Source organism: Streptomyces sp. NPDC015125 (genome assembly GCF_043080045.1).
Classification (GTDB): Bacteria; Actinomycetota; Actinomycetes; order Streptomycetales; family Streptomycetaceae; genus Streptomyces.
The window spans coordinates 40546-54844 of record NZ_JBIBVF010000001.1; the positions used below are offsets into that span (position 1 = coordinate 40546).

11 protein-coding genes are annotated in these 14299 nt (G+C 73.8%); 3 read left to right on the forward strand and 8 right to left on the reverse strand.

Going from position 1 to position 14299, the window contains the following annotated elements; translation table 11 throughout:
• Positions 1-309: 309 nt before the first annotated feature.
• From ACF088_RS00160 to rimP, 8 genes are all read right to left on the reverse strand, one after another.
• Positions 310-4353 (reverse strand): hypothetical protein, encoded by a 4044-nt coding sequence (locus ACF088_RS00160; protein WP_392373060.1) that lies wholly within the window; start codon positions 4351-4353, stop codon positions 310-312.
• Between the two features lie 372 nt (positions 4354-4725).
• Positions 4726-5655, reverse strand: a complete 930-nt coding sequence (truB, locus tag ACF088_RS00165; RefSeq protein ID WP_392373061.1) for a tRNA pseudouridine(55) synthase TruB — start codon at positions 5653-5655, stop codon at positions 4726-4728.
• The gene (gene rbfA / locus ACF088_RS00170) at positions 5652-6110 is read right to left on the reverse strand and encodes a 30S ribosome-binding factor RbfA (RefSeq protein WP_392373062.1); all 459 of its coding nucleotides are present in this window, start codon (positions 6108-6110) and stop codon (positions 5652-5654) included. Before rbfA ends, truB begins: the two co-directional genes overlap by 4 nt.
• A 65-nt stretch (positions 6111-6175) precedes the next feature.
• The gene (locus ACF088_RS00175) at positions 6176-6469 is read right to left on the reverse strand and encodes a DUF503 domain-containing protein (protein ID WP_033269483.1); all 294 of its coding nucleotides are present in this window, start codon (positions 6467-6469) and stop codon (positions 6176-6178) included.
• Between the two features lie 177 nt (positions 6470-6646).
• A complete protein-coding gene (infB, locus tag ACF088_RS00180; RefSeq protein ID WP_392373063.1) occupies positions 6647-9826 on the reverse strand; it encodes a translation initiation factor IF-2 in 3180 nt (1059 codons plus the stop codon).
• Positions 9827-9990: 164 nt separating this feature from the next.
• Positions 9991-10287 carry a YlxR family protein gene (locus ACF088_RS00185; RefSeq protein ID WP_392373064.1) on the reverse strand — a complete coding sequence of 99 codons (297 nt, stop codon included), beginning with the start codon at positions 10285-10287 and terminating at the stop codon, positions 9991-9993.
• 136 nt (positions 10288-10423) lie between these two features.
• Positions 10424-11416, reverse strand: coding sequence for a transcription termination factor NusA (gene nusA, locus ACF088_RS00190; protein ID WP_392373065.1), 993 nt, complete (start codon positions 11414-11416; stop codon positions 10424-10426).
• Positions 11417-11418: 2 nt separating this feature from the next.
• The gene (rimP, locus tag ACF088_RS00195; RefSeq protein ID WP_392373066.1) at positions 11419-11994 is read right to left on the reverse strand and encodes a ribosome maturation factor RimP; all 576 of its coding nucleotides are present in this window, start codon (positions 11992-11994) and stop codon (positions 11419-11421) included.
• A gap of 160 nt (positions 11995-12154) precedes the next feature.
• On the opposite strand from rimP, the gene ACF088_RS00200 reads away from it, so the two are divergent.
• The 3 genes from ACF088_RS00200 to ACF088_RS00210 are packed head-to-tail and all read left to right on the forward strand — an operon-like array spanning position 12155 to position 14229.
• Entirely contained in the window at positions 12155-12700 is a 546-nt protein-coding gene (locus ACF088_RS00200; protein ID WP_392373067.1) for a hypothetical protein, read from the forward strand.
• A gap of 49 nt (positions 12701-12749) precedes the next feature.
• Positions 12750-13268, forward strand: coding sequence for a ferritin-like domain-containing protein (locus tag ACF088_RS00205; RefSeq protein WP_392373068.1), 519 nt, complete (start codon positions 12750-12752; stop codon positions 13266-13268).
• A gap of 49 nt (positions 13269-13317) precedes the next feature.
• Positions 13318-14229: an aminoglycoside phosphotransferase family protein gene (locus tag ACF088_RS00210; protein ID WP_392373069.1), complete on the forward strand. Its 912-nt coding sequence runs from the start codon at positions 13318-13320 to the stop codon at positions 14227-14229.
• Positions 14230-14299: the final 70 nt, after the last annotated feature.

Below are 14299 nucleotides of genomic sequence, written 5' to 3' on the forward strand. Positions count from 1 at the left end.
GCCATGCCGCGGGTGATGCTCCGCGCGAAGGGTGGCTCGGGGCACCTGTCCGAGCGCCTGTCCCACCCTGATCGCATGGACGGTTTCGCGGTCGCGGAGGACGCTGCCCGGCCCGGACCGCGCCGGCCCCCGTCCGGCCCGCGCTGTTGTGCTGCGGCGGGCCCACCACAGCGCAACGACACTCCCCCGGGACGCGTTGGCAGCCCCCGAAGCCCCCAGAGCCCCCGGAGCCCCCGGAGAGCCCCGGCGGCCCTTTGGCTCGCCCCACAAGCCCCTGGTGCGCCTCGGCAGCCCCCGCCGGTCAGCCGGTCAGCTGTGACACCCGGCGAGCGTGGCACGGGCGCCGGGGCCCACCACTGCCGCCCACTCCCCCGGCTCATCCGTCACCCAGTCCTGCACCCGGCGGGCGAACCCGGGCACCCGCCGCCCCAGTTCCACCAGCCGACGGTCGAAGCAGGCCGCGCCCGCCGGCGTGCGCACCAGCAGCGTCCCGGTACGGTGCACCAGCTCCCTGGTGCGCTCCGCCGGCCGCCGCTCCGCGCCCTCGGCGGCGGCCTCCAAGAGCGCCTCCAGCACACGGGTGTCCCGGACCCCGCTCTCCTGGTAGGCGCGGTTCGGCGCCGCATACGTGGTCTCCTGCGCCAGCAGCGCATCGAGCAGTTCGCGGCGCAGCGCCACCGAATCGCCACGCCCCGTCTCGGCCACCACGGCCGCAAGCGCGCACCGGACCGACACGGGGGAACCGGTCAGCAGCTCCACGGCGAGCGGGCGGAGCGCGGCACGGGCGGCCGGGCCGCGTTCGAGGCGGCGGTCGATGAACTCCGCGACCGGCCGGGCGGCACGCTCCGGGCAGTGCCGGGCGCAGTCACGGACGAGGTCGGCGACGCGGGCGAGGAGGTCCGGTGCATCGGCGCGGGCGAGCATGCGCAGCAGGGCGGCCGCCACCGGCGGCCCCGCGCCGCCGATCAGCCGGGCCCGGAAGGCGGTCAGCACCGGGTCGGGGTGGTCGGCGAGGGCGGCCGTGAACACCGTGGGCGGCAGCTGCGGGTCCCCCGCGACAAAGCGGGCCAGCGCCCGGTCCAGGAAGCGGGAGCGGGTGGCCGGATCGCCCATCAGCAGGGCCAGCGCGGAGCCGTGGTGGGCGCTGTCGGCGCTCCGGGCGAGAAGACAGAGGGCCGCATAGCGCAGCAGGGCGCGGTCGGCTCCGGCGGTCACGTGCCGGGCGGCCCGCAGACCGTACGACACGGCGGCGGCCCGCCGCTCGGGACACTCGTCGTGCGCCCACCGGTCCACGGCCCGGCACACCGCGCCCGGCTCGTCCTCGGCGAGCGCGTCCATCAGCTCGTCGCCCTTGGGGTGCGCGGCCTGCACCAGCGCCTCCGTGAGGGCGTCGAGCGCCCGGTGACGGAAGGTGTGCAGCAGCGCCTGCGCGGCGGTGGCCACGGTGATCTCGCCGGGCACCACCTCTACGGGGCGGGCCGGACCGCCGTCCTCCGCGCCGGGGCGTTGCAGCGGGCGGGTGTCGTCGAACCAGGCGCACAGCAACGGCTGCATCCGCTCCGGATCCGCGCACAGCAGTGCGGCCGCGGCGTCGAGAAACCGTAGCGAACGTGGCGCGGCGGGCCGGGTCCCGGATGCGGCGGCGGCTGCGGACGCGCTGCCGCCGGTGTCCGCCCGGGCGGGGGTGGAGCGCGGGCCACCGGTGGCGTCCGGCCGGCCGGCGCCGTCCCGGTCGGACGCCGGGTCGTCGGCGGGGTGGACGCGTACCCGCGGCGGCGGGGCGAAGCGGTGGCCGGCACGCGGACCGTCGGCGGACACGACGGTGGACGACGGATCACCCGGCGCGGGATCGTCCGGCCCGGGCGGCGGCAACGGGTCGGACCACGAGGACGGAGCGGACGGCGACAACCGGTCGGGCAGCGCGGACGGACCGGACGACGACGGCCACGCGGGCCGTGACGGCCACACGGACCGTGACGGCGCACCGGACGGCGCACCTCCCGTGGCCCCTGCCCCCGCCCCCGCCTTCGCGTACCGCTTCGCGCCGACCGTCCCCGGCCCCGCCCCGCACGGGGGCCCATCGGCCGGCAACAGGCGGCGCAGCAGATCCATCCGGTCCTCGTCGGACAGTGCCAACCGCTCCCAGAACCACGGCCCGAAGGCCTCCAGCCCCGTATGCACGAAGCCGCCCGCCCGGAGGGAGCGTTCCGTGATCCGGTCGGCGAGCAGCCGCAAGACGCCCGTGTACGGCCTCGCGTCGGGGACCCGGAGCAGCACACCGGACAGCAGATGAGCGGCCCACCAGCGGCCGTCCACGGCGTGGGCGGCCGGTGAGCCGGCCGGGGCGGTCGCCATCGGCACCAACTCCGCCAGCCGGAAGGTCAGTTGTACCGTTCCCTCGCGTCTGCCGAGCAGCAGCAGCGCCTGGACGGCCGGCCCGACGCGGTGTCCGGGGACGGGCAGCAGGTCGAGGTCGACATGGGCGCCCTGCAGCCACTCCCCGAACTCCTCGTGGGCGAAGCGGAATCCGGTGCCGGCCGGGACCAGCAGCCCCTCGGCCAGCACCGCACGGGCCCAGCCGGGCTCCCGCGGGAACACCTCCTCGAAGGACGTACGGTCCAGCGCGCCCGGTCCGGGGCCGAGGCAGCGGCGGGCCGCCTCGTGCACCTGGCCGGCGACCTGGGCGGCCAGCCGGCGCACGGCGGTGCCGCGCAGCGCGGGCCGGTGGCCGGACGCGAGCCGTACGGCGATGCGCAGGCACACCAGGTCCAGGTAGGCGTCGAAGATCTGGTGGCGGTCGGGTGTGCCGAGGCCGGGCGGCTCGTCGGTACACCGCCCGGGCCCGTTCCCCTTGGGGAGCGCCGCGCCGACCTCCGCGAGCAGGCGCAGGGCCAGCGGATGGCGGGCGTCCGGCGTGGCCGGTGCGCCGGGCGGCAGGCCGTAGTGGCCACGGGCCCGCTCCGCCTCCTCTTCGGTGAGGTCGCCGAGCTCTACGCAGGCGGGCAGCGCGGGTGCCGGACGCAGCGGCCGGTGCAGCAGGCCGGGCGGGAAGAGCGCACCGGCCCGCTCCCAGTACTCGGGGCGGCAGGCGACCACCAGCCGCACACCGGCGGTACGCAGCCAGTCGGCCGTCGCCGCGGTCCACCCGGCCAGCCGCTCCCCCTGTGCCAGGGCCGGCGGCATCTCCTCCGGTCCGTCGAGGAGCACCAGCAGCGGACGGCCGGCCGCGGCCGCCGCCCGTGCGACGCCCTGGGAGGTGGTGTCCGCCGGGTCACCGGCCGTACGGCCCTCCCCGGCGACGATCCGGCCGGCGGATCGCAGCGCGCGCTCGACGGCGGTGCGTACCCCGTCGTCGTCGGGCCGCAGTTCCGCGCCGCGCAGCCAGATGGTCGCAGCGGGGCCGGGGCCCTGTGCCCGGCGTGCCGCGAGCCCGGCCAGTTCCGTGCTCCGGCCGCACCCCGGCTGCCCCACCAGCCCCAGCACGCATGCCTGTGTCGTCCCGTGGCCCTCCTCGAAGCGCGCGAACTCAGCGGCCGCCTCCGGCCGTTCGACCGGCTCCCGCCACAGCCGCAGCCGCTCGGCGGAGCCCATCGACAGCTCGGCAAGATGCCGCGCGCCGGCCGGGTTCAACTCGCTGCCGTAGGCCGGAACGGTTGCCGCATTGCGCTCCAGCAGCGCGGCCAGCGCGCCCTGTGGTGCGGCTTCGGCGACCGCGCGCAGCGGAATCGCGAAGCCGCCCGCCCGGCGCCCGAAGGGGCTCTCCCCCGGGCGGCCGCGGCCGGCAGCCTGGGGGTGCAGTGCGGTGCCGAGGACGCCGAGCACCGCACCGGTCCGGGCGTCCAGCACCGGCCCGCCGACCGCCAGGCCACGCAGCCGCAGCGCCTCCCGGCCCCCGGCGCAGAGGGCGAGCTCCAGCGTGTCGTCGAGGAGGTGGACGCGTTCGGTGGCCGTGTACATCACCCCTGAGCCCGGCCCGACGACCGTGCCGTCCAGCCAGCCGCCGGCCCAGAGCCGGGCGGCGGTGCCCGCGGCCGGCCGGGCCGCGGCGATGGGCAGCGGTGTGAGCCGGTGCGGTCCGAAGCCGCCGGCCCGTACGAGGGCCAGCCCGGCCTCCGGTAGGGGTGTCAGCGCATCGGCCGCCACCACGCACGTCCATCCGCCGCCCCCGGCCGCGCCGCCCCCGGCGCCGTCCGCCATGGGCTGCAGGACCAGTTGTGCGGCCCCGTCCACCACTTCGTGGCTGGTGATCACGGTGCCGTCGTGGTCCGCGAGAAACCCCGTGCCACGTGTCCGACCTGCCAGATCGCGGATCCGCACCAGTGCCGTGTCCGCATCGGCATCCAGCAATGCCATCGCCGGTCCTCTCACCCTGTGCCGTCCCCCGAACGGTAAGCAGGCGGTGATCGTCCCGACAGTGTCCCGTGGCAACGCGCCCCCGTCCGCGCCTTGATTCACTTCGAGCGCCTCACCGAATGAGTGAATAGCCGCCGGAGAACCGGAGAGACCGCAGGCGAGGAGGGTGCAGCAGGGGGTCCGCGCTCCGTGCCTGTCAGGGCGGCCAGGGCAACCAGGGCCGCCGGGGATCCCGCCGCCTCCCCCGGGGGGCCGCCGACAACCGCATGCGGGCGCGCAAAAGGCCGGGCCCGGAGCGCGTATGCGCGCCTCCGGGCCCGGCCCTACGGGTGCCTGATCACCGCACCGGCCCCTGGTGCTGCAACTGCGGCTCTAGACCGCGAACACCGCCAGACTCTTCGCCTTCCCGCCCTGGTTCTCCACCAGCGCGAGGAACCGGTCGTCCGGTCCGAACGCCGCGATCGGGCCGTTGCCCTCGAACAGCGGCATCGGGATCCGTGCGCCGTTGAGCAGCAGCCGGGCCTGCGGCTCGGCCACATCCCAGCGGGTGAAGGCCGCGGCGGCCGCGTCCCCGAGCGGCATGACCGGCAGGCCCTCCCCCTCGGTGTCGTCCACGGCGGCCTGGAGCTGTTCGAGGGTGCGTGCCCGGTCCAGCTTGTACGGGCCGACACGGGTACGGCGCAGCGCCGTCAGATGGCCGCCGACGCCGAGCCCCTCCCCCAGGTCGCGGGCCAGGGCGCGGATGTACGTACCGGACGAACACTCGACGGAGACCAGCAGATCGGTCACCGGGGTGCCGTCCTCGGCCTCGGCCTCGTGCGCGGAGTGCACCACGAACGAGGAGACCGTGACCGGCCGGGCCGGGATCTCCACGTCCTCACCGTCGCGGACCCGCGAGTACGACCGCTTGCCGTTGATCTTGATGGCGCTGACCTTCGACGGGACCTGCATGATCGCGCCGGACAGCCGGCCGACCCCCGCGTCGATGTCCTCGCGGGCAAGGCCGTGCGCCGCCTTCGACGCGGTGATCTCGCCCTCGGCGTCATCGGTGATCGTCGTCTGGCCGAGCCGGATCGTGCCGACGTACTCCTTCTCCGTCAGCGCGAGATGGCCGAGCAGCTTGGTGGCCCGCTCGAGACCCAGGACGAGCACGCCCGTCGCCATCGGGTCGAGCGTGCCGGCGTGCCCGACCCGGCGGGTACGCGCCATGCCGCGCATCTTCGCCACCACGTCGTGCGAAGTGAAGCCGGACGGCTTGTCGACGATGACAAGACCGCCCGGCTTGTTGCTCTCACGCTTCATTCTGCCGCGGTGCCCTCGTCGTCGTCTTCGTCTTCGCCCGGCTTGCGGTACGGATCGGCCTCACCGGCGTACTGGGCGCCGGAGGAGACCTCGCGCACCTTGGCGTCCGAGGCCCGTGCCTTGTCGAGCAGGTCGTCGATCGTCTTGGCGTTCTCCGGCAGGGCGTCCGGCACGAAGGCCAGGGTCGGCGTGAACTTCGTCCCCGCCGCAGCCCCGACCGCGGAGCGCAGGATGCCCTTGGCGCTCTCCAGCCCGGCGGCGGCGCTGGCACGCTCCTCGTCATCGCCGTAGACCGTGTAGAAGACCGTAGCCTCCCGCAGGTCGCCGGTGACCCGGGTGTCCGTGATGGTCACATGCGAACCGAGCCGCGGGTCCTTGATACCGCGCTGCAGCTTCTGGGCGACCACCTCCCGGATGAGGTCCGCCAGCTTCTTCGCCCGCGCATTGTCGGCCACTGGTCCGTCTCCTTCTTTCTTCCACAATTGTGCTTCCACCGGCGGCGGCCTGCCCGGTTCCCGGGTCAGTCGTCGTCGCCGTGCAGCCGTCGGCGTACCGACAGCAGCTCCACTTCGGGCCGTGCGGCGACCAGGCGCTCGCAGCGGTCCATGACATCGGTGAGATGTCCCGTGTCCCCGGAGACCACCGCCAGGCCGATGGTGGCCCTGCGGTGCAGATCCTGGTCCCCGACCTCCGCGACGCTCACCGCGAATTTGCGGTGCAGCTCGGCGACGATCGGGCGGACGACGGAGCGCTTCTCCTTCAGCGACCGTACGTCGCCGAGAAGCAGGTCGAAGGACAGCGTCCCTACGTACATGCAAGACGGGCTGAGCCACCCGTGGGGCCTTAGGTGTCCGTGTCATTTCGAACCGTACACGGAACGGCCGGGGCCGATCGACGGAAATACCTTCCGCCGACCGGCCCCGGCCGGTCGCCCGCCCGTCGCCCGACCACCACACCGGGTGGACCGCGCTACGCGCGGGCTACTGCACGATCAGCCGCGCGGCTTCTCGCGCATCTCGTACGTCGCGATGACGTCGTCGATCTTGATGTCGTTGAAGTTTCCGAGGTTGATACCGCCCTCGAAGCCTTCGCGGATCTCGGTGACGTCGTCCTTGAAGCGGCGCAGACCCTGGATGTTGAGGTCCTCGGCCACGACCTTGCCGTCGCGGACCAGGCGCGCCTTGGTGTTGCGCTTGACCTCGCCGGAGCGGATGAGCACACCCGCGATGTTGCCGAGCTTGGACGAGCGGAAGATCTCGCGGATCTCCGCGGTACCGAGCTCGACCTCCTCGTACTCCGGCTTCAGCATGCCCTTCAGGGCCGCCTCGATCTCCTCGATCGCCTGGTAGATGACCGAGTAGTACCGGACGTCGACGCCCTCGCGGTCGGCCATCTGCGTGGCACGGCCTTCGGCGCGCACGTTGAAGCCGATGACGATCGCGTCGGAGCCGGACGCCAGGTTGATGTCGGACTCCGTGACCGCACCGACGCCGCGGTGCAGCACCCGGATGTCGACCTCTTCGCCGACGTCGAGCTGGAGCAGCGAGGACTCCAGGGCCTCGACGGAACCAGAAGCGTCACCCTTGATGATGAGGTTGAGCTGCTGGACCTCGCCGGCCTTGAGCACCTTGTCCAGGTCCTCGAGGGACACCCGGCGGGTGCGCTTGGCGAAGGCCGCGTTGCGCTCGCGTGCCGCGCGCTTCTCGGCGATCTGACGGGCCGTACGGTCCTCGTCGACCACCAGGAAGTTGTCGCCGGCACCCGGGACGTTGGTCAGACCCAGGACCAGGACCGGGGTCGAAGGACCGGCCTCCTCGACGTGGTTGCCCTTGTCGTCGAGCATGGCCCGGACCCGGCCGTACGCGTCGCCGACCACCATCGTCTCGCCGACGCGGAGCGTGCCGCGCTGGACCAGGACGGTCGCCACGGCGCCGCGGCCACGGTCGAGGTGCGCCTCGATCGCGATGCCCTGCGCGTCCTGCTCCGCGTTGGCGCGCAGGTCGAGCGAGGCGTCCGCGGTCAGGACCACGGCCTCGAGCAGCTGCTCGATGTTCAGACCCTCACGGGCGGAGATGTCGACGAACATGGTGTCGCCGCCGTACTCCTCGGCCACCAGACCGAACTCGGTGAGCTGGCCGCGCACCTTGGTCGGGTCGGCGCCCTCGACGTCGATCTTGTTGACCGCGACCACGATCGGCACATCGGCCGCCTTGGCGTGGTTCAGCGCCTCGATCGTCTGCGGCATGACACCGTCGTTGGCCGCCACCACGAGGATCGCGATGTCGGTCGACTTGGCACCACGGGCACGCATGGCGGTGAACGCCTCGTGACCCGGGGTGTCGATGAAGGTGATCCGACGCTCTTCGTCGTTGACCTCGGTCGCGACCTGGTAGGCACCGATGTGCTGGGTGATGCCGCCGGCCTCGCCCGCGATGACGTTCGTCTTGCGGATCGCGTCCAGCAGTCGCGTCTTACCGTGGTCGACGTGACCCATGACGGTCACCACCGGCGGACGCGCGACGAGCATGTCCTCGCCGCCCTCGTTCTCACCGAAGTCGATGTCGAAGGACTCGAGAAGCTCGCGGTCCTCCTCCTCCGGGCTGACGATCTCGACGACGTAGTTCATCTCGTCGGCGAGCAGCTGCAGCGTCTCGTCGGTGACCGACTGGGTCGCGGTGACCATCTCGCCCAGGTTCAGCATGACCTGGACCAGCGACGCCGGGTTGGCGTTGATCTTCTCGGCGAAGTCCGTCAGCGAGGCACCGCGCGACAGGCGAACCGTCGCACCGTTGCCACGGGGCAGCATGATGCCGCCCACCGACGGGGCCTGCATGGCCTCGTACTCCTGACGCCTCTGCCGCTTCGACTTGCGGCCACGACGCGCCGGACCGCCGGGACGGCCGAACGCACCCTGCGTGCCACCACGGCCGCCGGGACCGCCGGGACGGCCACCGAAGCCGGGACGACCGCCGAAGCCGCCGCCACCACCGGGACCGCCGCCACCGGGACGACCGGCGAAACCGCCGCCGCCACCCGGACGACCGCCGCCGCCACCGCCACCGGGACGACCGGCGAAACCGCCGCCGCCACCCGGGCGACCGCCGCCGCCACCGGGACGACCGGCACCGCCGGGACCGCGACCGCCGCCACCGCCGGGGCCCGGACGCGGGCCGGCAGCGGGACGCTGCGGCATCATGCCCGGGTTCGGGCGGTTACCGCCGCCACCGCCGGGACGCGGGGCGCCACCGGGAGCGGCACCCTGCGGACGGGGCATACCACCGGGGGTGGGACGCGCACCGCCCTGGCCGCCCTGGGGACGGGGACCGCCCTGGCCGCCGCCCTGCGGACGCGGACCGCCGGGACCACCCTGGCCGCCGGGACGCGGGGCGCCACCGGGACGGGGGGCCTGCGGACGGGCCATGCCCGTGGAGCCACCGGACGTGAAGGGGTTGTTGCCCGGACGGGGGCCGGACGGACGGCCACCGGGACGCGGGGCCGGACGCTCGCCACCGGGACGCGGAGCGTTACCGCGGCCCTGACCGCCCTGACCACCCTGGCCGCCCTGGCCGCCCTGGCCGGACGCCGGACGGGCCGGACGCGGGCCGGGGGCACCGGGACGGGGAGCCGACTGGCCGGCGGCGGGAGCGGCCGGCGCGGACGGCGGAGCCTGGAACTCGGGCTGCGCGGGGGCGGCCGGAGCGGGCTTGGGTGCCGGAGCCTTCGGGGCCGGCGTGGGCCGCGGTCCCGGGGTGGGGCCGGCGGCGGGAGTGCTCTTGGGAGTCACCGGGGCCTCGGGGGCCTTCGGTGCCTCGGGGGCCTTCGGCGCCTCGGGGGCTGCCGGAGCCGCGGGGCCCGGCTTGGGGGCGCCCGGCTTCGGGGCAGCAGGACGCTCCCCCGCTGCCTTGGCGGCAGGGGTACTGCCGCCGGCCTGCGCCGGAGACGGCGCGGACGGCTTCGCGGGGGCCGACTTGCGCGGCGCCGCGGGCTTGCCGGAGGCGCGGCCGTTGCCGCCGCCTGCCTGGAAAGCGTCGGTCAACTTGCGAACAACCGGCGCCTCGATCGTCGAGGACGCCGAACGGACGAATTCACCAAGTTCTTGGAGCTTGGCCATGACGACCTTGCTCTCAACGCCGAACTCCTTGGCGAGTTCGTATACCCGGACCTTAGCCACTTCGCTCCTTCTAGGTCCGGGTTTGTCCACCGGACCGTCGCTACTTCATGGGCGTACTCATCGCGTACTCATCGAGTGCTCATCGCAATCTCGACCTACTTCCGACTCGCGAGGTACCTGACCGCACGGTTTTCCGTGCGCTGTGCGTTTCGTGCTGCTGTGCGTTACTGCAACGGCGCCTGCTCGACGGGCGTCCGCTCGATGAACCGACGCAGCTCCGTCGTCTCGAACGGTCCCCGGGCCCGGTAGGCCCGGTTGAACGCCCGGCGGCGAACCGCCAGGTCGAGGCAGACCGGTGTCGGGTGCACGTAAGCACCCCGGCCGGGCAGCGTACCGCGAGGATCGGGGACACACTCACCCTCGATCTCCACGATGCGCAGCAAATCGCCCTTGGCCGCTCGCTCCCGGCATCCCAGACAGGTGCGCTCAGGGCATGCGCGGGCATGCGTCCGGCCAGACACTGCTTAAGTCTACCTCCCCGCGCCGGCCCGACCCCTATGGGGTAAAGGCGGAACGGCTGCTCAGAATTCCGGTCGGAGCGCCGCGGCGCCAGCGATTTTCGCCGGGCCGCGGCGTCACCGTCCGTAGTGGACGGTCTCAGTCCTGCGGTGCGGGCTGCTCGGTGTCCGGACGGATGTCGATCCGCCAGCCCGTGAGACGGGCGGCGAGCCGGGCATTCTGCCCTTCCTTGCCGATGGCCAGTGACAGCTGGTAGTCGGGAACGGTGACCCGGGCGGAGCGTGCCGCCAGGTCCACGACCTCGACCTTGCTGACCCGGGCCGGCGACAGCGCGTTCGCCACCAGTTCGGCCGGGTCGTCCGACCAGTCCACGATGTCGATCTTCTCGCCGTGCAGCTCGGCCATCACCGCGCGCACCCGGCCGCCCATCGGGCCGATGCAGGCCCCCTTGGCGTTCAGGCCGGAGCGGGTGGACCGTACGGCGATCTTGGTGCGGTGGCCGGCCTCGCGGGCGATGGCGGAGATCTCCACCGAGCCGTCCGCGATCTCCGGGACCTCCATGGCGAAGAGCTTCTTCACCAGATTGGGGTGGGTGCGCGACAGCGTCACGGACGGGCCGCGCACGCCCTTGGCCACCCGTACGACGTACGAACGCAGCCGGGTGCCGTGCGCGTAGTCCTCGCCGGGGACCTGCTCCTGCACCGGCAGCATGGCCTCCATCGGGCCGATGTCCACCAGCACGTTCTTGGGGTCCTTGCCCTGCTGGACGACGCCGGTGATGACATCGCCCTCACGCCCGGCGAACTCGCCGAAGGTGATCTCCTCCTCGGCGTCCCGCAGCCGCTGCAGGATGACCTGCTTGGCGGTGGTCGCCGCGATCCGCCCGAAACCGGAGGGGGTGTCGTCGAAGTCGCGGGGCTCGGCGCCCTCCTCCAGGTCCTCCGGATCCTCCTTCGCCCACACCGTCACATGGCCGGTGTTGCGGTCCAGCTCCACCCGCGCCCGCCGGCGGCTGCCGTCGGTGCGGTGGTAGGCAATGAGGAGGGCCGACTCGATCGCCTCGACCAGCAGGTCGAACGAGATCTCCTTCTCCCGCACCAGTCCCCGCAGGGCACTCATGTCGATATCCACGGCTACGCCTCCTCCTTGTTCTCGTCGATCTTGTTCTCGTCGATCTTCTCGTCGTGCTGCGCGTCGCGCTTGTCTGCCTTGTCGGCCTTGTCGGCCTTGCGGTTGAACTCCAGCTCGACACGCGCCTTGGCGATCTCGTCGAAGGAGAGCCGGCGGGCGGTCGGCTTGCGGCCCTTGACGCCCGGCACCTCAAGATCCAGACCGTCCTCGTCCACGGCGGTGATCCGGGCCACCAGCTCGTCGGCGCCTGCCTCGGCGGTCAGTTGGGCCTTGACCAGGCGGCCGACGGCGCGGCGGTAGTGCCGCAGCTCGGTCAGCGGGCGGTCGGCGCCGGGAGAGGTCACCTCAAGGGTGTACGGGGCGCCGCCCATCACATCGGAGTCGTCCAGGACCTGGGAGGCCTCGCGGCTCAGCTCGGCGCACTCGTCCAGCTGGACGCCCTCGTCGGAATCGACCACGATCCTCAGCACCCGCCGCTTGCCTGCCGGTGTCACCTCGATCTCTTCCAGATCCAGGTCTCGCGCGGCGACGAGCGGTTCAAGCAATCCGCGCAGCCTCTCGCTCTGGGTCGTGCTCATCCGGGTGACTCCTCGGCCGCGTGTGCTGTTGTGGGTGGGTCGCGTGTCGGCTCAAAGCCTATCGGTTCCGGCGGGGTACTGACGATTCGGTGGGTGGTCACGGATACTCTCGCCTGCGGTGATCACTACGAAAGACCCCGGGAAGTGCAACGTGCCGAAAGTGGCGCTCACACGCAGAAGGACCCTGCTGGCCGGCGCCGCCCTCGGGGGCGTGGCGCTGCTCACCGGCTGCGCCGAGGACGACGGCCCCGGCCGGACCGAACACTCCCTTGCCGCCGACCGGCTGCGCGAGCGCTCCGCCCGCGACAGTACGACCCTGCTGGCCCGTTACGACGCCACGCTGGCCGCGCATCCGGCACTGGAGTCGCGGCTGCGCCCGCTGCGCTCCGAAGTCGCCCGGCACGCCGCGGCGTTCACCGACGAACGGGCCGCCCCCTCCCCCGGCGGGGCCACCGACGGCCCGGCGCGCGATGCCGGTGCGCCCGCTTCCGGTCCCGCGCCGCACGGCTCCCGGCGGCCGTCCGGTCCCCGGGTCCCGCGGGACGAACGGGCCGCACGCGCCGCCCTGGCCGACGCCGAGCGCAAGCTCGCAGACGTCCGCACCAAGGCCCTGACCACCGCGCCCCCGGAGTTGGCCCGGCTGCTCGCCTCGGTCGCGGCGGCCGGTGCGGCGCATGCGTATCTGCTGGCGGAGCCGGCCGGATGACGGGTACGGCAGCACGGCCAGGAGCGAGGACCGGCGAAGGGGTGAGCACATGAGGGCCACAGCGGTGCACGGCAGGAACGGGCGCGAGGACGCGGGCAGCGGGCACGACGAGCTGACCGCGGTGCAGGCGGCGCTGGCCGCCGAGCATGCGGCGGTGTACGGCTACGGCGTGGTCGGCGGGCGGATCTCCGGCGACCGGCGAACGGAGGCGCAGGCCGCGTACGACGGGCATCGTGCGCGCCGGGATGCGCTGCGCCGCGAGGTGCGCGACCTGGGCGGTACCCCGCGTGCCGCGGCCGCCGCCTACGAACTGCCCTTCCCGGTCCCGGACGCGGCCGCCGCGGTCCGGCTGGCGGCGGAGCTGGAGGACCGGCTGGCCGCCGTCTACGCGGATCTCGTCCGGGCCGGCGGCACGGCCCGGCGTACGGAGGCGGCGACCGCGCTGCGCGAGGCAGCGGTGCGGGCGGTGCGCTGGCGCGGCAGCGGCGTAGCCTTCCCTGGGCTCGTGGAGCGGGCCGCGGCCGCCACCGGGTCCGGCGCCGCGAACGCCTCCGCGGGCGCGCTCTGAACGACCGGCCGCGGTGCGGTCACGGCCCCAGGAAGGGGACAGCTCAAGCATGGCAACGGCACCCATCGAACCGCCGCAGCGGTTGGTGAGTTCGCTGAGCGGCAATCCGGAAAGTCCCGTGCGCGAGTGGCTCGATGCGCTGCCGACGCTGGTTCAGCAGCGGCTGGAGGCCTGGGATCTGACGCTGGAGCGGGTGCAGGCCCCCGGTGGCCGCAGCAGTCTGGTCGCCCTCGTACGGCAGAAGGACCAGGCGCCCGCTGCACTGAAGTTCCCGGTGCCCGGGCGGGTGTCCGCGCACGAGGGGACGGCGCTGGAGACGTGGGACGGCTGGGGCGCGGTGCGACTGCTGCGGTCCGATGCCACGAGCGGGGCGCTGTTGCTGGAGCGGCTGCAGGGCGGTGTGTCGCTGCGGTCGCTGCCGGAGGCCAAGGCGCTGCTGGAAGCGGCCGGTACGGTGCGGCGCCTGTGGGTGCCGGCGGCCCCGGAGCACTCCTTCGAGACGCTGGCCGGGCGTACCGAGGAGGCCGCGGAGGCGCTGCGGACGGCCGGAGCGCTGACCGAGGCGGCCGGGCCGCTGGTGGATCAGGCACTGGAGCTGCGACGCGCCCTTCCGGACGGGTCCGACGAGCGGTTTCTGCTGCACGGTGCGTTCCGGCAGGGCAAGGTGCTGGCCGGTGAGCGGGCACCCTGGCTGGCGGTCGGCCCGTCGCCGGTGGTGGGCGAGCGGGCGTACGACCTGGCAGCGCTGGTGCTGGACCGGTTCGAGGATCTGGCGGCCGGGTCGGGCGCGGCTGCCGCGGCCCGCCGCAGGGTGGCCAAGCTGGCCGACTCCCTGGAGGTGGACCGGGACCGGCTGCGCGACTGGACGCTGTACCGGGCGGTGGACACCGGGGTACGGGAGGTGGCGGTGGGCGACCGGCAGCGCGGCGAGCTGCTGCTGGAGTTCGCCGCCTGGCTGTAGGGGGTGTCTCCCCCTGGTTGGACGGACGCTGGACGGACGGACGCTGGACGGACGGACGCTGGACGGACGG